The sequence below is a fragment of the Pseudomonas violetae genome, assembly GCF_023072615.1.
Taxonomy (GTDB): domain Bacteria; phylum Pseudomonadota; class Gammaproteobacteria; order Pseudomonadales; family Pseudomonadaceae; genus Aquipseudomonas; species Aquipseudomonas violetae.
Map to the genome: position 1 here is coordinate 1 of NZ_JAKNRW010000013.1, position 16,827 is coordinate 16,827.

General features: G+C 60.0%; 14 protein-coding genes and 1 riboswitch. Of the genes, 9 read left to right on the plus strand and 5 right to left on the minus strand.

Features of this window, described 5'->3' with window-relative positions:
• Positions 1-400: SOS response-associated peptidase (locus L9059_RS16555; RefSeq protein WP_247292063.1), on the plus strand; the 400-nt coding region annotated here is incomplete at its 5' end.
• Between the two features lie 128 nt (positions 401-528).
• Positions 529-1,347 carry a M48 family metallopeptidase gene (locus L9059_RS16560; RefSeq protein ID WP_247292064.1) on the plus strand — a complete coding sequence of 273 codons (819 nt, stop codon included), beginning with the start codon at positions 529-531 and terminating at the stop codon, positions 1,345-1,347.
• A gap of 148 nt (positions 1,348-1,495) precedes the next feature.
• Here the strand turns inward: L9059_RS16560 and L9059_RS16565 are convergent, their stop codons facing one another.
• The 3 genes from L9059_RS16565 to L9059_RS16575 all read right to left on the minus strand — a co-directional run bounded on the left by L9059_RS16565 (position 1,496) and on the right by L9059_RS16575 (position 4,342).
• A complete protein-coding gene (locus tag L9059_RS16565; protein WP_247292065.1) occupies positions 1,496-2,080 on the minus strand; it encodes a TMEM165/GDT1 family protein in 585 nt (194 codons plus the stop codon).
• A gap of 90 nt (positions 2,081-2,170) precedes the next feature.
• Positions 2,171-2,293, minus strand: a riboswitch (yybP-ykoY riboswitch).
• Positions 2,294-2,344: 51 nt separating this feature from the next.
• Positions 2,345-3,343: a methyltransferase gene (locus L9059_RS16570; RefSeq protein ID WP_247292066.1), complete on the minus strand. Its 999-nt coding sequence runs from the start codon at positions 3,341-3,343 to the stop codon at positions 2,345-2,347.
• A 33-nt stretch (positions 3,344-3,376) separates the two neighbouring features.
• Complete coding sequence (locus L9059_RS16575) at positions 3,377-4,342, minus strand: 2-hydroxyacid dehydrogenase (protein ID WP_247292067.1); 966 nt, start codon at positions 4,340-4,342, stop codon at positions 3,377-3,379.
• A gap of 131 nt (positions 4,343-4,473) precedes the next feature.
• Here L9059_RS16575 and L9059_RS16580 point away from each other — a divergent pair, with 131 nt between their 5' ends.
• Positions 4,474-5,103, plus strand: a complete 630-nt coding sequence (locus tag L9059_RS16580) for a LysE family translocator (RefSeq protein ID WP_247292068.1) — start codon at positions 4,474-4,476, stop codon at positions 5,101-5,103.
• A 123-nt stretch (positions 5,104-5,226) separates the two neighbouring features.
• On the opposite strand, the gene L9059_RS16585 is transcribed toward L9059_RS16580, so the two are convergent.
• Together L9059_RS16585 and L9059_RS16590 are read right to left on the minus strand one after the other, a co-directional pair.
• On the minus strand, positions 5,227-5,865 hold the full coding sequence (locus L9059_RS16585; protein ID WP_247292069.1) for a CatB-related O-acetyltransferase: 639 nt from the start codon (positions 5,863-5,865) through the stop codon (positions 5,227-5,229).
• Positions 5,866-5,896: 31 nt separating this feature from the next.
• Positions 5,897-6,790 (minus strand): glycosyltransferase family 2 protein, encoded by an 894-nt coding sequence (locus L9059_RS16590; RefSeq protein WP_247292070.1) that lies wholly within the window; start codon positions 6,788-6,790, stop codon positions 5,897-5,899.
• 233 nt (positions 6,791-7,023) lie between these two features.
• Between L9059_RS16590 and L9059_RS16595 the strand changes: the two genes are divergently transcribed.
• From L9059_RS16595 to L9059_RS16620, 6 genes are all read left to right on the plus strand, one after another.
• Positions 7,024-8,706: a fatty acid--CoA ligase gene (locus L9059_RS16595; RefSeq protein ID WP_247292071.1), complete on the plus strand. Its 1,683-nt coding sequence runs from the start codon at positions 7,024-7,026 to the stop codon at positions 8,704-8,706.
• Positions 8,707-9,041: 335 nt separating this feature from the next.
• Complete coding sequence (locus L9059_RS16600) at positions 9,042-10,943, plus strand: DUF1302 domain-containing protein (RefSeq protein ID WP_247292072.1); 1,902 nt, start codon at positions 9,042-9,044, stop codon at positions 10,941-10,943.
• Positions 10,944-10,971: 28 nt separating this feature from the next.
• Complete coding sequence (locus tag L9059_RS16605; protein ID WP_247292073.1) at positions 10,972-12,336, plus strand: DUF1329 domain-containing protein; 1,365 nt, start codon at positions 10,972-10,974, stop codon at positions 12,334-12,336.
• A 182-nt stretch (positions 12,337-12,518) separates the two neighbouring features.
• Positions 12,519-15,257: a winged helix-turn-helix domain-containing protein gene (locus tag L9059_RS16610; RefSeq protein WP_247292074.1), complete on the plus strand. Its 2,739-nt coding sequence runs from the start codon at positions 12,519-12,521 to the stop codon at positions 15,255-15,257.
• 59 nt (positions 15,258-15,316) lie between these two features.
• Positions 15,317-15,961 (plus strand): MBL fold metallo-hydrolase, encoded by a 645-nt coding sequence (locus L9059_RS16615; RefSeq protein ID WP_247292075.1) that lies wholly within the window; start codon positions 15,317-15,319, stop codon positions 15,959-15,961.
• A 104-nt stretch (positions 15,962-16,065) separates the two neighbouring features.
• Entirely contained in the window at positions 16,066-16,794 is a 729-nt protein-coding gene (locus L9059_RS16620; RefSeq protein ID WP_247292076.1) for a YiaD family glycine zipper/OmpA-like lipoprotein, read from the plus strand.
• The last annotated feature ends 33 nt before the right edge of the window (positions 16,795-16,827 follow it).

Genomic DNA, 16,827 nt, shown 5'->3' on the forward strand with positions numbered 1-16,827 from the left:
CGTGGCCGAACAACCCATGTTCCGCGAGGCCCTGCGCCGGCGCCGTTGCCTTTTGCCGGCCAACGGCTTCTACGAATGGCGCGGCACTGCGCGCAAGCGTCCTTACTGGCTGACGCCGGGTGAGGGCGCGTCGCTGTTTTTCGCGGCGATCTGGGAAGCGTATCCGGTGCAGGAGCAGGTGTGGTTGAGTACGGCGGTGATCACGCAGCCGGCCGCCAGCCAACGTCGGCCATTGATACTGGATGCCGCAGGGCAGCAGGCGTGGCTCGACCCCGAGACCCCGTTGCACGCCCTGCAGGCGCTGCTGGCGAGCGAGCCTGCGGCATTGCGCGAGCGGGTGCTGGCCAATCTGGTCAATGATCCAAAGCTCAATGGGCCCGAGTGTTTGACGCCGGGGTAGGCGCTGCCATGGCAAATTTTTGCTCTGGTTCGGACCTTTTTCTCAAATGCACGTCTGTATGTGAGTTGTATCTGGCGCCGATATCATTCCGCGCCTAGGATACCGGCATGTTTTCCAGGAGCTTTTCGATGAACAAGACATTGGTTTTGTGTGCACTGAGCGCAGGTCTGCTGCTCGCCGGGTGTCAGTCGGTCAATACCACCAGCGGTGGCGCGGTGGGCGTTGAGCGCAAGCAGTATATGTTCAGCATGCTGTCGACCGACGAGGTCAACCAGATGTATGCCCAGTCTTATCAGAAGACTGTCGGTGAAGCGACCACCCAGGGCGTCCTGGATAAGACTAGCAATGATGCCAAGCGCGTCCAGGCGATTGCCAGCCGGCTGATAGCTCAGGCGCCGGTGTTCCGTCCGGATTCGGCGCAGTGGAAGTGGGAAGTCAATCTGATTAAGAGTGACGAGCTCAACGCCAACTGCGGGCCTGGCGGCAAGATCATTTTCTACACCGGGTTGATCGACACGTTGAAGCTGACCGACGATGAAATCGCCGCGATCATTGGCCATGAAATCGCTCACGCCTTGCGCGAGCACGGGCGTGAAGCAATGTCCAAGGCCTACGGTATCGAGATGGCGAAGCAGGGCGCTGGTGCGCTGTTCGGCCTGGGTCAGGACAGCCTGGCGCTGGCGGACACCGTGGCCAACTACGGCATGACCCTGCCCAACAGTCGCTCCAACGAAAACGAAGCGGACCTGATCGGCCTGGAGCTGGCAGCTCGTGCCGGCTACAACCCGAATGCCGCGATCACCCTGTGGAACAAGATGAGCAAGGTGTCGGAAGGTTCGCCGCCGGAGTTCATGAGTACTCACCCGGCTTCGACCAGCCGCATTGCTTCGCTGCAAGCAGCGATTCCCAAGGTGATGCCGCTGTACGAGAAAGCCAAGAAGTCCTGATGGTCGTGCGGTGATGCCGCTGACGCCTTCGCGGGCAAGCCTCGCTCACACAGGTTTTGTGTCGTACACACATTATGTAATCGACCGAAAACCTGTGGGAGCGAGGCTTGCCCGCGAAGAACGATAAGCGGTCTAAAGACCTACCGCGTTAAACCCACCCACTGCTTTGCATCGCCTTGTACACCGCAACGATCGCCAGGATGAAAAACGCTGAAGCCGCCAGGCGCCGAATCAGGGTCAGTGGCAGTTTTTCCGCAGCAAAGTTACCAGCCAATACCACCGGCACGTTGGCAATCAACATGCCCAGGGTGGTGCCAATGATCACCAGCCACAATTCCGGATACTGCGCTGCGAGTATCACTGTGGCGATCTGGGTCTTGTCGCCGATTTCGGCGAGGAAGAACGCGATCAACGTGGTCAGGAACGGCCCGAATTTGCGCGCGGTGCTGGCTTCGTCGTCATCCATCTTGTCCGGCACCAGGGTCCACAGCGCCGTCGCGGCGAAGCTCGCGGCCAGGATCCAGTGCAGCATTGCATCCGAAAAGAAACTTCCTACCCAGGCGCCTACTGCGCCGGCAGCCGCATGGTTGGCCAGGGTCGCGGCGATGATGCCGGCGATGATCGGCCAGGGCTTGCGGAAACGCGCTGCGAGAATGAGTGCGAGCAGTTGCGTCTTGTCGCCGATTTCGGCCAAGGCAACTATTGCAGTTGGAACGAGTAGAGAGTCCAGCATCAGGGATTTTCCTAAGGGGCGGGTCGACACGGCTATGACACGTACAGCCTTCCCGCCCCGGGTAAGGTGTTCGTGTCATAGGTCTTGTCAAACCCTGAGGTCCGTCTGAGCGGACCTTGAGGTCGCATACGCCATGGTTTGAGGACCAAGTATGTTGACGTATGCCGGACGAGCATGGCGCTCGTGGGAGACTACTCCCCTAGGACGGAGCGGATTCTGCCTAGGCAAATCCGAATGAGCAAGTCTCTTTTTGCAGAAAAGGTTTCAGCCGCGCTTGGCACGATAGATTCTGAAGCCCTGTCCTTCGGCCTTGATTGCACACACGCCAAGGTGTTCTTCGATCAAAGGCTGGTACTTCAGGAAGCTGTTAGCGACAAGGCGCAGTTCTCCACCATTTTTCAGATGTTTGGCCGCTTTTCGCAGCAAGTTCTCGGTGGCGAAGTAGTCGGTATGTACGCCGACATGGAACGGCGGATTGCTCAGAATCGCACTCAAGCCCATAGGTGCCGCATCAATGCCGTCACCGGTTATCACCTCTGCTTCAAGGCCGTTCGCAGCCAGCGTCAGGCGACTGCTGGCTGCTGCGAATGCGTCCACGTCGAGCAAAGTCACCTGATTGTGCGGATACCGGCGCTTGACCGCCGCCCCCAGCACACCGGCACCGCAACCAAAGTCCAGCAGATGGCCACTAGGTAGTTTGTCGAGATGTTCAAGCAGCAGGGCGCTGCCGCGATCCAGGCGGCCGTGGCTAAATACGCCGGGTAGGCTGATAACGGTCAGCGGCCCTTCAGACAGGTCCAACTCATAGGTCTGAGCCAGGCTTTCCAAAGGTTTGGCGGCGGGCGTGGTGGTCACGGTGACCTGCCACAGCTGGCAGTGGCGGGCGCTGTCGAGCTTGCGCGGTTTGCCAAACGGGTTGAGCTGCTTGGCCGCGCCTTCGATGCCGCTGCGCTTCTCGCCGACCAGGAACAGCTCGCGACCGGCCAGGCGCGAGGCCAGGGCGTTGAGGATGTAGTCGGTGAGGTCCTTCGACTTCGGCAGAAACACCACTGCTGCATCGAACTCGCGCTCGGGCGCGGTTACGCCAAAGTGGCTGCGCCCGGCGAGGCGGGCGTCGAGGGCTGCTTGATCGCCAGCGTGCCAGCACCAGCCGTGGGCATCGGGCAGGCGTCCCAGCAGATCATCGGCAGGTAACCCGGCGAGCAACACCGAACCCTGGAATAACTCGGCCTGACGAAGCAGTACTTCACTGCGCGGATCCATAATCTGCTCCCTGGAAAAAAGTGCCGCAGTCTATCAACTGACGACCCGCAGCGCTTTACCGCTGAAGTATCCCTGCGCGTTTTCGGTCAATTGCCCGACGATCCGCTGGCGCGCCTCGCGACTGCCCCAGGCATTGTGCGGGGTGACAATCAACCGAGGAATGTCGTTGGCCAGTAATGGATTGCCCGCGGTCGGTGGCTCGACGCTCAGCACGTCGGTGGCCGCACCACCGAGATGGCCGTTGCGCAGGGCGTCGGCCAGCGCCTGCTCGTCAATCAGGCCGCCACGTGCGGTGTTCACCACAAAAGCGCCGGGTTTCATCGAAGCCAGCTCCGCGGCTCCTATGAAATGGCGGGTGTGTTCGTTTAGTGGGCAGTGCAGCGTCAGGGCATCGATCTGCGGCAGCAACTCAACCAGCGGCAGGCGATCCGGCCTGGCAGGGCGGCCCGGTATCTGGCCCAGCAGCACGCGCATGCCGAATGCTTGCGCCAGTCGGGCGACGGCGCCACCCAGTTCGCCGTGTCCTAGCAAGCCAAGGGTTTTGCCTTCTAGCTCGACAATCGGATAGTCCAGCAGGCAGAACTGTTTGGCCTGCTGCCAGCGCCCTTCGCCCACGGCTTTCTGGTAGTCGGCCAGGCGCGTCGCCAGGTTCAGCAGCAACATAATGGTGTGTTGCGCCACCGAGGGCGTGCCGTATCCCTGGCAGTTGCATACGGTGATGCCATGGGCGCGAGCGGCGGCCATATCGACATTGTTGGTGCCGGTCGCGGTAATCAGGATCAGCTTCAGCTCGGGGCTCGCGGCGATTGCCGCAGCATCAATCAGGATTTTGTTACTGATGGCGACGGTGGCGCCCCTGAGGCGTTCGATCACCTGGTCGGGCGTCGTTTGGGTGAACAGTTGCAAGTCGCTGAAACACTCGCGCAACGGTGTCAGGTCGAGGTCACCCAGGTCCAGGGAGGGGTGGTCGAGGAAAACTGCGCGGTGAGTGTTCGTCATCAACTGTACCTTTTGTGCATTGATCTGAAGGCGTAATCTGCCGAGCCTAACAGATGAAACAATCAGTTACTCATCGCTGGGCTGGTATCCACCTCCAAGATTTCGCCAGACCTGCCACTAAGGATTTCCGCATGTATTGGACAGAGTTCTTGACCGTTGCCCTCATCCACCTGCTTGCCGTGGCCAGCCCCGGCCCGGACTTTGCGGTGGTGGTGCGTGAAAGCGTGACCCACGGTCGTCGCGCCGGCACCTGGACCGCGCTGGGGGTCGGCTCGGCGATATTCCTGCACGTAGGTTATTCGCTGCTGGGCATCGGGCTGATCGTGTCGCAATCGATCGTGCTGTTCAACGCCTTGAAATGGGCTGCTGCCGCTTATCTGCTGTACATCGGGTTCAAGGCGCTGCGGGCGCAACCGGCCAAGCCGATGGCCGACGGCCTGCACAAGGAGGCCGGTGAGCGTACCGCCCGTGGTGCCTTTACTTCGGGCTTCGTGACCAATGGCCTGAACCCGAAGGCCACGCTATTCTTCCTTTCGCTGTTCACCGTGGTAATCAACCCGCACACGCCTTTGTCGGTGCAGGCCGGCTACGGAATCTATCTGGCGGTGGCAACTGCGATCTGGTTCTGTCTGGTGGCGATGCTGTTCAGCCAGCAGCGAGTCCGCGCCGGATTTGCGCGCATGGGTCACTGGTTCGATCGGACCATGGGCGCGGTGCTGATTGCCATCGGGGTGAAACTGGCGTTTACCGAAATGCATTGAGTGGCTGAACGAAGGCGTCTTCCGACGCACCCCCTCGTAGGAGCGAGCTTGCTCGCGATGGACTAGAGAGCGCCGCCGGGTATCAGTTTTCCCGCGTTATCGTTCACGACCATCGCGAGCTGGTTAGCTCCTACCCGGTTGAGTTGCCTGGCGCTGGCGGACGTAATTCAGAAAACCTTCCATATCACTGCTGCACAGAATGCGCGACGCAGTCTTGACCTCTTCCATCGGCCAGTCCCACCAGGCAGACGCCAACAGTTCCTGGCGTACATCTTCCTCGAAGCGCCAGCGAATGTGGCGGCTGGGATTGCCGCCAACGATCGCGTAAGGTTCGACATCGCGGGTCACCACGGCCCCGGCCGCGACGACCGCGCCGTGACCGATGGTGACGCCGGACAGGATCAGCACATTGGCGCAGATCCAGCAATCGCTGCCGATCACCACATCACCCTTGGTCGGACTGCATCCAGGAATGTCACGGGCTTCGTCGATCATCAGCGGGAACGGGTAGGTGCTGACCCAGTCGGTACGATGCCCGCCACCGAGCAAAATCTGCACGCCTTCGGCTATCGAGGTGTAGGAGCCGACCTTCAGGATCGTATCGTCACCGAACTCCATGACCTCGGGAATGCCGTAAGTCCCCACACCGACTTCATAGCGGGGGTAGCGCAGGCGAATTTTTTCTGGCGCCCGTTGCAGTTTTTCCAGGCGCTTGAGGTGTTTTCGGATTTTTCGTTGTTTGAGTTTTTCGAGAAATTTCATGGACAGGCCTGGAGAAACGGGGAGGGCGCGCTCAGCGATGCAGCATCAGGCGTTTCAAACGGCGGAAGCTGGTTCGATTCAAGTGACGCCAGGGAATGGAGCGCAGCAGTTCCCAGGCCTCTTTCTTATCTTCGACTACCGCGTACTTGAGGGCCTTGTTCACCAGTTGGGTGCGAGCGCTCTGATACGCGGGATGGCTCAGGTACGGCGCAATGGCTTCAAGGTCCGCCTGGAGCAGCACCTTGTACTTTCTCGACAGGTTGTTGGGATGACGACGATAGCGGGTCACGCACACGGGGAGCTCATGCACCTCGTAACCAAGGCGGGCGATGCGCAGGGTCATCTGGAAATCCTGGACCCGCAGGCTCTGCGCATAAAAACCGGCATTGCGCATGGCGCTCATGCGGTACAGCGCGACCGGGGCGCCGATCACCACGGCACCGCTGAGAATCTTGTCGAAATCGTATGTGCGGATCTCGTCGCGTTGCTGCTGCTTGATGGTATTTCCGTCGCTGTCCATGTAGATGATCAGCGCCCCTACACAGCCTACTTTTGGGTGCTGGTCCAGGTAATCCACCCGGATGCGCAAGGACTGCGGCAGCATGATGTCATCCAGGTCTGGCGTCGAAACGTAGTCGCCCTTGGCATAACGCAAGCCGTGGTTGAGTGCTGCGCTGACGCCTTGGTTCGCTTGGGTGTACAGCTGGAAGTCATGGGTTTGCTGCAATTGCCTGAGCAGCGCGACGCTGTTGTCGCTGGAACCATCGTCGACAATGATGACTTCGAAATTCGGGTAATCCTGGGCAAAGATGCTTTTGATCGCCTCTTCCAGGTATTTTTCCGCGTTGTAACAAGGCGCCACGATGGAAACCAGGGGCGCTTTTTTACTGGAGCAATCCAGAGGGGCGGTCACTTCAGTGTTCATCGTTGTCATTGTGTCAGTAAAAGTGCATAGGCTCGCACGAAACCCGTGCGGGCATCCATTACAACTTGACGTGCACAGGTAATGAGCGTGGCCGCCGGGGACCGCGGGATGTGGCGTAAAGCTATCATTTGCCCCGTTGATGAAATCATTCCTTTGGCTGATTTGATGCCTGGGCCGGCGCATTAAAGTGCTGTTTTTCAGCCACGACCGTGCAGTCAGGAAAAGGGATTCTTATGTTGCAGACTCGCGTTATCCCCCCAGCCGAAGGCGCTTACCAATACCCGCTGCTGATAAAACGCTTGCTGATGTCGGGTGCCCGGTACGAGAAAACCCGCGAGATCGTCTATCGCGATCAATTGCGCTACAGCTACCCAACCCTGATCAAGCGCGTGGCGCAACTCGCCAACGTACTGACAGCTGCCGGCGTCAAACCCGGGGATACCGTGGCGGTGATGGACTGGGACAGCCATCGCTATCTGGAGTGCATGTTCGCCATCCCGATGATCGGCGCGGTGATCCACACCATCAACGTACGCCTGTCCCCGGAACAGATCCTCTACACCATGAACCACGCTGAGGACCGCTTCGTGCTGGTCAATAGCGAGTTCGTGGGCCTCTACAACGCGATCGCCGGGCAGCTGACCACGGTCGAGAAAACCCTGCTGCTGACCGACCTGCCGGAAAAAACCGCTGACTTGCCCAATCTCGTGGGGGAATACGAGCAACTGCTGGCGGCGGCGAGCGCGCAATACGATTTCGCGGATTTCGACGAGAACTCGGTCGCCACCACCTTCTACACCACCGGTACCACCGGCAATCCCAAGGGCGTGTACTTCACCCATCGGCAACTGGTGCTGCACACCATGGGCGTGTCGACCATCATGGGCGCCATCGACAGCGTGCGCCTGTTGGGCACCAATGATGTGTACATGCCGATCACCCCGATGTTCCACGTGCACGCCTGGGGATTGCCGTATGTGGCGACCATGCTCGGGCTCAAGCAGGTTTATCCCGGCCGTTACGACCCGGAATTTCTAGTGGAGTTGTGGCGTAAGGAGAAGGTCACCTTTTCCCACTGCGTACCGACCATCCTGCAGATGGTCCTCAATTCCAAGGCGGCACAGAATACCGATTTTGGAGGGTGGAAGATCGTCATCGGCGGCAGTGCCTTGAACCGGGCGCTGTATGAGGCAGCCAAGGCCAAGGGTATTCAGTTGACCGCTGCCTACGGCATGTCGGAAACCGGGCCGCTGGTGTCATGCGCGCACCTTAACGACGAGCTGATGGCCGGCACCGAAGACGAACGCACCACTTACCGCATCAAAGCTGGTGTGCCGGGCCCGCTGGTGGAGGCGGCGATCGTCGACTCCGAGGGCAATTTCCTGCCGGCCGATGGCGAGACCCAAGGCGAACTGGTACTGCGCGCGCCATGGCTCACCGAAGGCTATTTCAATGAACCGCAGAAGGGCGCCGAGCTATGGGCGGGCGGCTGGCTGCACACCGGTGACGTCGCGACCCTGGACACCATGGGCGTGATCGATATTCGCGATCGCATCAAGGACGTGATCAAGACCGGCGGCGAGTGGATTTCCTCCCTGGACCTCGAAGACCTGATCAGCCGTCATGCAGCGGTACGCGAAGTAGCAGTGGTGGGCATCGCCGACCCGCAGTGGGGCGAGCGTCCGTTTGCCTTGCTGGTGATCCGCGAAGGCCACGTTATCGGGGCCAAGGAACTCAAGGAGCACCTCAAGCCGTTCGTGGAACTGGGGCACTTGAGCAAGTGGGCCATCCCGAGCCAGATTGCCCTTGTTACTGAAATTCCCAAGACCAGCGTCGGCAAACTCGACAAGAAAAAAATCCGCATCGACATCACCGAATGGCAGGCCAACAACAGCACCTTCCTCTCGACGCTTTAAGCGTTTCTGGCGTGCCCGAAAAGGCACGCCAGCCCCACCAAGCAAGCGCTTGGCTTGTGAAATCTGAATTTTCAGCCATTCTTCCCGTGCCGACAGTTGTCGGACTGGCGAAAGGACTGTTCCAGAGTGGCTGGCAGCTGCAAATCACACTTTAGAGGGATCAAGCTGTACTACCTGCTGGCTATAGTCCGCTCAAGGATTTTTAAGAACGGAGCAAGCGCACAAATGGGGCGATGCAAAACTGGAGCGACTTCGGGACCACTTGGGTGCCGGTCATCCACAACGTTTTTGAAAGTACTCACTGCCATAACAATAATGCACATGGAGTAGCGTCGATGACATCAGTAAACCAGTTCTGGCGCCGGGCTAAATTGCCGCTGGCGGTCAGTCTTGCTTCTACGCTCGCCGGGCCCGCATTCGGCGTCAGTTTTAACATTGGTGAAATCGAAGGTCAGTTCGACTCTTCTCTCTCCCTGGGCATGAGCGTCTCCACCCAGTCGCCGAACAAGAACCTGATCGGGGTCAACAACGGCGGCCACGGGCTGTCCCAGACATCCGATGACGGCCACTTGAACTTCAAGAGCGGCCAGGCCTTCTCGAAGATCTTCAAGGGCATCCATGACCTTGAACTGAAATACGGTGATACCGGTGTGTTCGTGCGGGGCAAATACTGGTACGACTTCGCGCTGCAAAACGAAGACCTCGAATTCAAGAACGTCAGCAACGACAACCGCAAGGAAGGCTCCAAGTCCTCCGGCGGCCAGATCCTCGACGCCTTCGTCTACCACAACTACTCCATTGCCGATCAACCGGGCTCCGTGCGTCTAGGCAAGCAGGTAGTGAGCTGGGGTGAAAGTACGTTTATCGGTGGTGGCATCAACTCGATCAACCCGATTGACGTTTCCGCATTCCGTCGTCCTGGCGCCGAGATCAAGGAAGGCTTGATCCCGGTCAACATGTTCTATGTCTCGCAGAGCCTCACCGAAAACCTCTCGGCCGAAGCGTTTTACCAGCTGGAATGGGACCAGACCGTTGTCGACAACTGCGGCACCTTCTTCTCTCAGCCGGATATCGTCGCCGATGGCTGTGACAACAACCTGCGCGTGCTGAACAAGCGTTCGCAGATTCCAGCCATTGCCCTCGGTCCATTGGCCGGCGCTGGCGTCGACGTCAACGAGGAAGGTGTACTGGTGCGTCGCGGACCCGATCGCGATGCGCGGGACAGCGGCCAGTGGGGCGCGTCCCTCAAGTACATGTTCGATCCGCTGGATACCGAATTCGGTGCGTACTTCATGAACTACCACAGCCGTGCGCCGATCTTCAGCGCCACGGGTGCGCCGCAGTCGGTGTACAACACTGCTGCGGGCCTGCCAGGTCCGTTCGCGGCACTGGCCCCTTTACTGGTAGCGGGCAACTCGCAGTACTTCATCGAATACCCGGAAGACATTCGTCTCTACGGCTTGAGCTTCTCTACCACCCTGCCTACCGGTACGGCGTGGAGCGGTGAGATCAGCTATCGTCCGAACGCGCCGGTGCAGCTCAACTCCACCGACATTCTGTTTGCTGGTATTCGTCCTTTGGGCGGCGGCAATCCGAATAATCCATTGACCAATGCTTCGTTACTTTCCGCTGGGGCGGGTAGCGACCTTCACGGCTATCGTCGTAAAGAGGTTACCCAGTTTCAGACCACCCTTACGCACTTCTTCGATCAAGTCATGGGCGCGAGCCGTCTGACGCTGGTTGGTGAAGTGGGCGTGACACATGTTGGCGGCCTGGAAAGCACCTCCGACGTCCGTTACGGCCGAGATCCGGTCTACGGTCCAGGTGAGTTGCCAGCCTCAGGCGCCGCGGATACCTGCACGACGCTCAATACCAGCACCATAAATGGTGCGGGGCCGGGTACTGCGGCCAACAACCGAAGCCGCAATTGCACCAACGAAGGCTTCACCACGGCGACTTCGTGGGGCTACCGCGGTCGTGCAATTTGGGAATACAACGATGTATTCGCCGGGGTCAACCTCAAGCCGAACGTGGCATGGTCCCATGACGTCAGCGGCTACTCGCCAGGCCCTGGCGGCAACTTCGAGGAAGGTCGCAAAGCGGTCAGCCTGGGTGTCGATGCCGAGTACCAGAACACCTACACCGCGAGCCTGGCCTACACCAACTTCTTCGACGGTAAGTACACCACTGTGGACGACCGCGACTTTGTTGCGCTCAGCGTCGGCGTGAACTTCTAAGCACAGTATTTTCAGGATGAACACACATATGAAAATAACAAAGAGTCTGTTCCAAGCCGGTGTTCTGGGACTTTCGCTGCTGGCGACCAGCGTGATGGCGGCGGTTCCCGCTGCCGAAGCGGACAAGTTGGGCAAGAGCCTGACGCCGATGGGCGCCGAGATGGCGGGTAACGCCGACGGTTCGATCCCGGCCTGGAAACCCATGGCCAAAAATGCTGGCACTGTCGACAGCAAGGGATTCCTCTCCGACCCGTACGGCAGTGAAAAGCCGCTGTTCACCATCACCGCGCAGAACGTTGATCAGTACAAAGAGAAACTTGCTCCGGGCCAGTACGCGATGTTCAAGCGTTATCCGGAAAGCTTCAAGATGCCGGTATACCCGTCCCATCGCGGCGCCACCGTGCCGGATGAAGTGTTCGCCTCCATCAAGAAAAACGCCGTCAACACCAAACTGGTGTCCGGCGGTAACGGCCTGGAAAACTTCGAGACTGCCGTCCCGTTCCCCATCCCGAAAACCGGCGTTGAAGTCATCTGGAATCACATCACCCGTTATCGCGGTGGCAGCGTGACTCGCCTGGTCACCCAGGCCACGCCACAGCCGAACGGCTCGTTCAGTCTGGTGTACTTCCAGGACCAGTTCGTGTTCCGCGACAAGATGAAGGATTACGATCCGGCGAACCCGGGAAATATCCTGTTCTACTTCAAGCAGAAAGTGACCGCGCCGGCACGTCTGGCCGGTGGCGTGCTGCTGGTTCACGAAACCCTCGACCAAGTGAAGGAGCCGCGTTCGGCGTGGGTCTACAACGCCGGTCAGCGCCGAGTGCGTCGCGCCCCGCAAGTGTCTTATGACGGGCCGGGTACTGCCGCCGATGGCCTGCGTACCTCCGACAACCTGGACATGTACAACGGTGCGCCGGATCGTTACGACTGGAAACTCGAAGGCAAGAAGGAGATGTACATCGCCTCCGACAGCTACAAACTCGACGATCCGAAGCTCAAGTATACTGACATCATCAAGGCCGGCCACATCAACCAGGACCTGGCTCGCTACGAGCTGCGCCGTGTGTGGCATGTGGTTGCAACCCTGAAGGAAGGCCAGCGCCATATCTATGCCAAGCGTGACTTCTACATCGACGAAGACACCTGGCAGGCGGCGGTGATTGACCACTACGACGGTCGCAACCAACTGTGGCGCGTTGCAGAAGCCCATGCCGAGAACTACTACGACAAGCAAGTACCGTGGTACGCCCTGGAAACCCTGTATGACCTGCAATCGGGTCGTTACCTGGCGCTGGGCATGAAGAACGAAGAGAAGTCGGCGTATGACTTCGGTTTCACTGCCACCACCAGCGACTTCACCCCTGCTGCATTGCGTCAGGAAGGTGTTCGCTAAGCTGCACTGAGCAGAGGCCGCATCCTCTGAAAACGCCCCGACTGGTTCGGGGCGTTTTTTTTGCCTGGCGTTTCGTGGCCTTTTTGTAGCCATTTGTAGCAACAACCTTCATTACCTCTTCGTTTACCGCTAGTCTGCGGACATCTGCAACGCCGCCACCCGCCATCAAACAAGAGCCGGCCATGACTGATCTGTCCCCCATCCCGGGCCCTGCAAGCGTTGCCGTCGCGGCATTAGACGGACGTTTTTTTCGCCCGCCGCTGCCTGATGGCCATGTGCTGCGGCCGCGTCTGTGCGAGCGCCTGAGTGCCGGGCTGGGCGGCAGGCTGCTGCTGGTCAGCGCCCCGGCAGGGTTTGGCAAAAGCTCCCTGGCTGTGGAGTTCTGCCAGGGCTTGCCAGCGCACTGGCAAAGTCTGTGGCTGGGCCTGAGTCCACGTGACAGCGACCCGGGGCGGTTTCTCGAGCGGTTACTCGAAGGCCTCCAGGATTTTTATCCCAGGCTTGGCAACCAGTCCCTTGGCCTGCTGAAAATGCGCCAGCGCCATCAGCCCTTTGCGTTCGAAGAGTGGCTGGATGGCTTGCTTGATGAGCTGGCGGTGCACTTGCTGCCAACGGCTCCACTGTTGCTGGTGCTCGACGACTACCACTTGGCCCAGGGCCCGGTGCTCGACCGTTGCCTGCAATTTTTCCTCAATCATCTGCCTGACGGCCTGCTGGTAATGGTCACCAGTCGCCAACGTCCGGACTGGCATCTGGCGCGCCTGCGCCTGTCACGGCAACTGCTCGAACTGCATGAGCAGGACTTGCGTCTGACTCACGATGAAGCCGTGACCCTGCTCGATCGTCACAGCACCTCGTTGCGCGGCGAAGCCCTGGAAAATCTCATCGAGCGCAGCGAAGGCTGGGTGGCTGGCCTGCGTTTCTGGCTGCTAGCCGCCTCCGAAGTGGGTGGCGAAGGTGCGTTGCCCCAGTCCCTGCATGGTGGGGAGGGGCTGATCCGCGATTACCTGCTTGAAGAGGTCATCGATTGCCTGCCCGTCGAGGTGCAGGCATTCCTGTACGACACCGCCCCCCAGGAGCGTTTCTGCAGCGAGCTGTGCGACGCGGTTCGCGAGGCTCATGACAGCGCGGAGATCCTGCGATTCCTCCTGGCTCACCAGGTGTTCCTGGTGCCGCTGGATGAGCAGGGCCACTGGTACCGTTATCACCATCTGTTTTCCGATCTGTTGCGCACCCGCCCGACCGCCCAGGCCATCGTGCCGGCGGCGAGCCTGCACTTGCGCGCGTGTCGCTGGTTCAACGCCCAGGGGTTGCTCGACGAAGCAGTGGAACAGGCGCTGCGCGCCGGTCACCTGGACGTCGCGGCGAGCCTGGTGCAGAACCTCTCCGAAGAGCAGCTGCTGGCTGAGCAGAACGTCGGCATGTTGCTGCGCTGGAAAATGGACTTGCCCGACAGCCTGCTGATCAGCACACCGCGCTTGATCGTGCTGTACAGCTGGGCCTTGGGGCTGGCCTGCCAACTGGACGCCGCCGAAGAACTGGCCAGCCATTTGAGCCGCTTCCTGCCGGCCCCCTCGGCCACTGCGCAGAAGTCCATGCTGGCGCAGTGGCTGGCCTTGAGCGGGATCATCGCCCGCGGGCGCGGCAACCGTGAACTGACCCTGCTGTATTGCACCGAAGCCCTGGAGAGCCTGCCGTCCAAACGCTATGGCCAGCGCCTGATGTGCCTGTCGACCCTGTCCAACCTGGCGATCGCCGATGGCGACCTGTGGCACGCTCGAGGGTTGAACCGCGACTCCCTGGAACTGGCTCAGCGAGTAGGTAATCCATTGTTCGAGGCGCTGGCGCATTACGATCGTGCGCGGGTGCTCCAGGCGCGTGGAGAAATCCTGCGGGCTTTGGATGAAGTACGCCAGGGCTTGCAGCGCCTCCAAGGGTTGTCGCCGCAACGACTCTACGCAGTCCGAGCACGCCTGACGTTATACGAAGGATTCCTGTTGGCCATGCGCCTGCAGCCACAGGCTGCGCGCAGCCGGCTGCAGGCAGGCCTGAACGAAGCACGGGCCTGCCGCGATATCAGCGTGTTGATCGGCCATTGCGTGATCGCCAGGCTCGAAGGCAGCAGCGGCGAATTCGCCAAGGCCTTCGCCGAACTCGCCGAAGCCGAGCGCCTGATGCATATCTGGGACGTGCCGCCGATTTATTACCTGGCGATGATTACCCTGGTCAAATGCGAGCTATGGCTGGCCCAGGGCCGCACCGATCTTGCCGAAGCCTGGCTGGCGCGCCTGAGCCAGACCTACAACGGCGAGCACCCCGCCGCACCACCGGAGTTTCATCCGCAACTGCCCTTGCATATCGAACTGCAGCAGGCCTTGCTGGAAGTCATCCAGGGTCAGCCGATGCTGGCGGAGGGGCGCCTGAACGCGTTGCTGCAAAACGGCCAGCAAACCGGGCGGCAGATGCTCAGTGTGATGGTGCTGACGCAGAAGACCGCGCTGCTGCTGGTCAGCAACCGCGAACCAGAAGCCCGCCAAGCCCTCACCCAGGCCCTTGATGCGGCGAGCGGCGGTGTGGTGCAACCTTTCGACGGCTTGCTGAGCAAACACCCGGCCTGGTTGCGTGAGCAGCTTCAGCTCAATGCCAGGACCGCAGTGTCCTCCACCCTCGCGGAGCACCTGCCCGCTATAGCCCCGCGCATTGCGTCGGAACCATCCCACGCCTGCGAGCAACTGAGTGCCCGTGAACTGGCTGTTCTGAAGCTCATTGCCCAAGGCTGTTCAAATCAGGAGATCAGTGATCAGCTGTTTATTTCGCTGCATACGGTGAAGACCCATGCCAGCCATATCAACAGCAAGCTGGGAGTGGAGCGCAGGACTCAGGCGGTGGCGCGGGCGAAGGAGTTGGGTGTGTTGGGGTGACGCTGTCGGGCCCGCCAGCCTGTGCCAGAATAGGCCATCCATTCTTCCCAGGAGCCACCATGGTCGCTGCCAGCCCCGCGCTTATCCGCGAAACCTTCCCCGTCGGTCCTTTGCAGTGCAACTGCACGATCATCGGCGATCCGATCACGAAAAAGGCCATCGTCGTCGATCCGGGTGGTAACCCTGAGCTGATCATGGCGCGTCTCGATGCGCTGGGGCTCAAGGTGGTGAGCATCATCCACACCCATGCGCACCTGGACCATTTCCTGGCTTCCGGCCAGATGAAAGAGATAACCGGGGCGACCCTGCATCTGCACAAGGAGGACCAGTTCCTGTGGGACAACCTGGAGATGCAGTGCCAGATGTTCGGCGTGCCTTACACGCCGGTACCCCCGCCAGATCGCTGGTTGGTCGACGATGAAGAACTGGCCTGCGGCTGTGGCGTGGCACTGCACACACCCGGTCACACTCCCGGCTCTATGAGTTTCTGGTTTGCAGACGCTAAGCTGCTCATCGCCGGTGACACACTGTTTCGTCGTGGGGTAGGGCGCACGGATTTATGGGGTGGGGATCAGGCTACTATTGTGCGGTCGATCAAGCAGCGCTTGTATACCCTTGATGAAGAGGCGACGGTGGTCACCGGGCATGGTCCGGACACGCGCCTGGGTGACGAAATGCGCGAGAACCCGTTCGTGCGTGCCTAATGTCTACCCGACGGAATTTTTACCGCGCAAAATGATCAAAAGCCGGCAAAGGTTCAATGCTTAAGTCCGTTGCACCACAGAATGCAAAAAAGTAGGAGCTCTTCATGTTCACCACGCCTCGTCTGATTATTGCCGCTACTGCCATCGCCGTGCTGTCTGGCTGCGCCTCGCCTAACCCGTATGACAACCAGGGTCAGGCCGATAGCGGTTCCCAGGGCATGAGCAAAACCGCCAAGTACGGCGGCCTCGGGGCTCTGGCCGGTGCGCTGGCGGGTGCCGCCATTGACCACAACAATCGTGGCAAAGGCGCGCTGATTGGCGCCGCCGTGGTAGGTGCGTCCGCAGCCGGTTACGGTTACTACGCTGACCAGCAGGAGAAAAAGCTGCGCGCCAGCATGGCCAATACCGGTGTGGAAGTGCAGCGCCAGGGTGATCAGATCAAGCTGATCATGCCGGGCAACATCACGTTCGCGACCGATTCGGCGAATATTGCGCCGAGCTTCTATCAGCCATTGAATAACCTGGCGGGTTCGTTGAAGGAGTTCAACCAGAACCAGATCGAAATCGTCGGTTACACCGACAGCACCGGCAGCCGCCAACACAACATGGACCTGTCCCAACGTCGCGCCCAGAGCGTGGCGACCTACCTGACGTCTCAGGGGGTCAGCGGTGCCAACCTTTCGGCTCGTGGTGCCGGTCCGGATAACCCGGTTGCCAGCAACGGTGACGTTAATGGTCGGGCGCAGAATCGTCGGGTTGAGGTCAACCTGAAAGCGATTCCGGGCCAGCAGTATGGTGGGCAGCAGCAGGGTAATGTTCAGCAGTATCCATAAGCGTTTGGCTGAACCCCTGATGTGAAAAAAGCC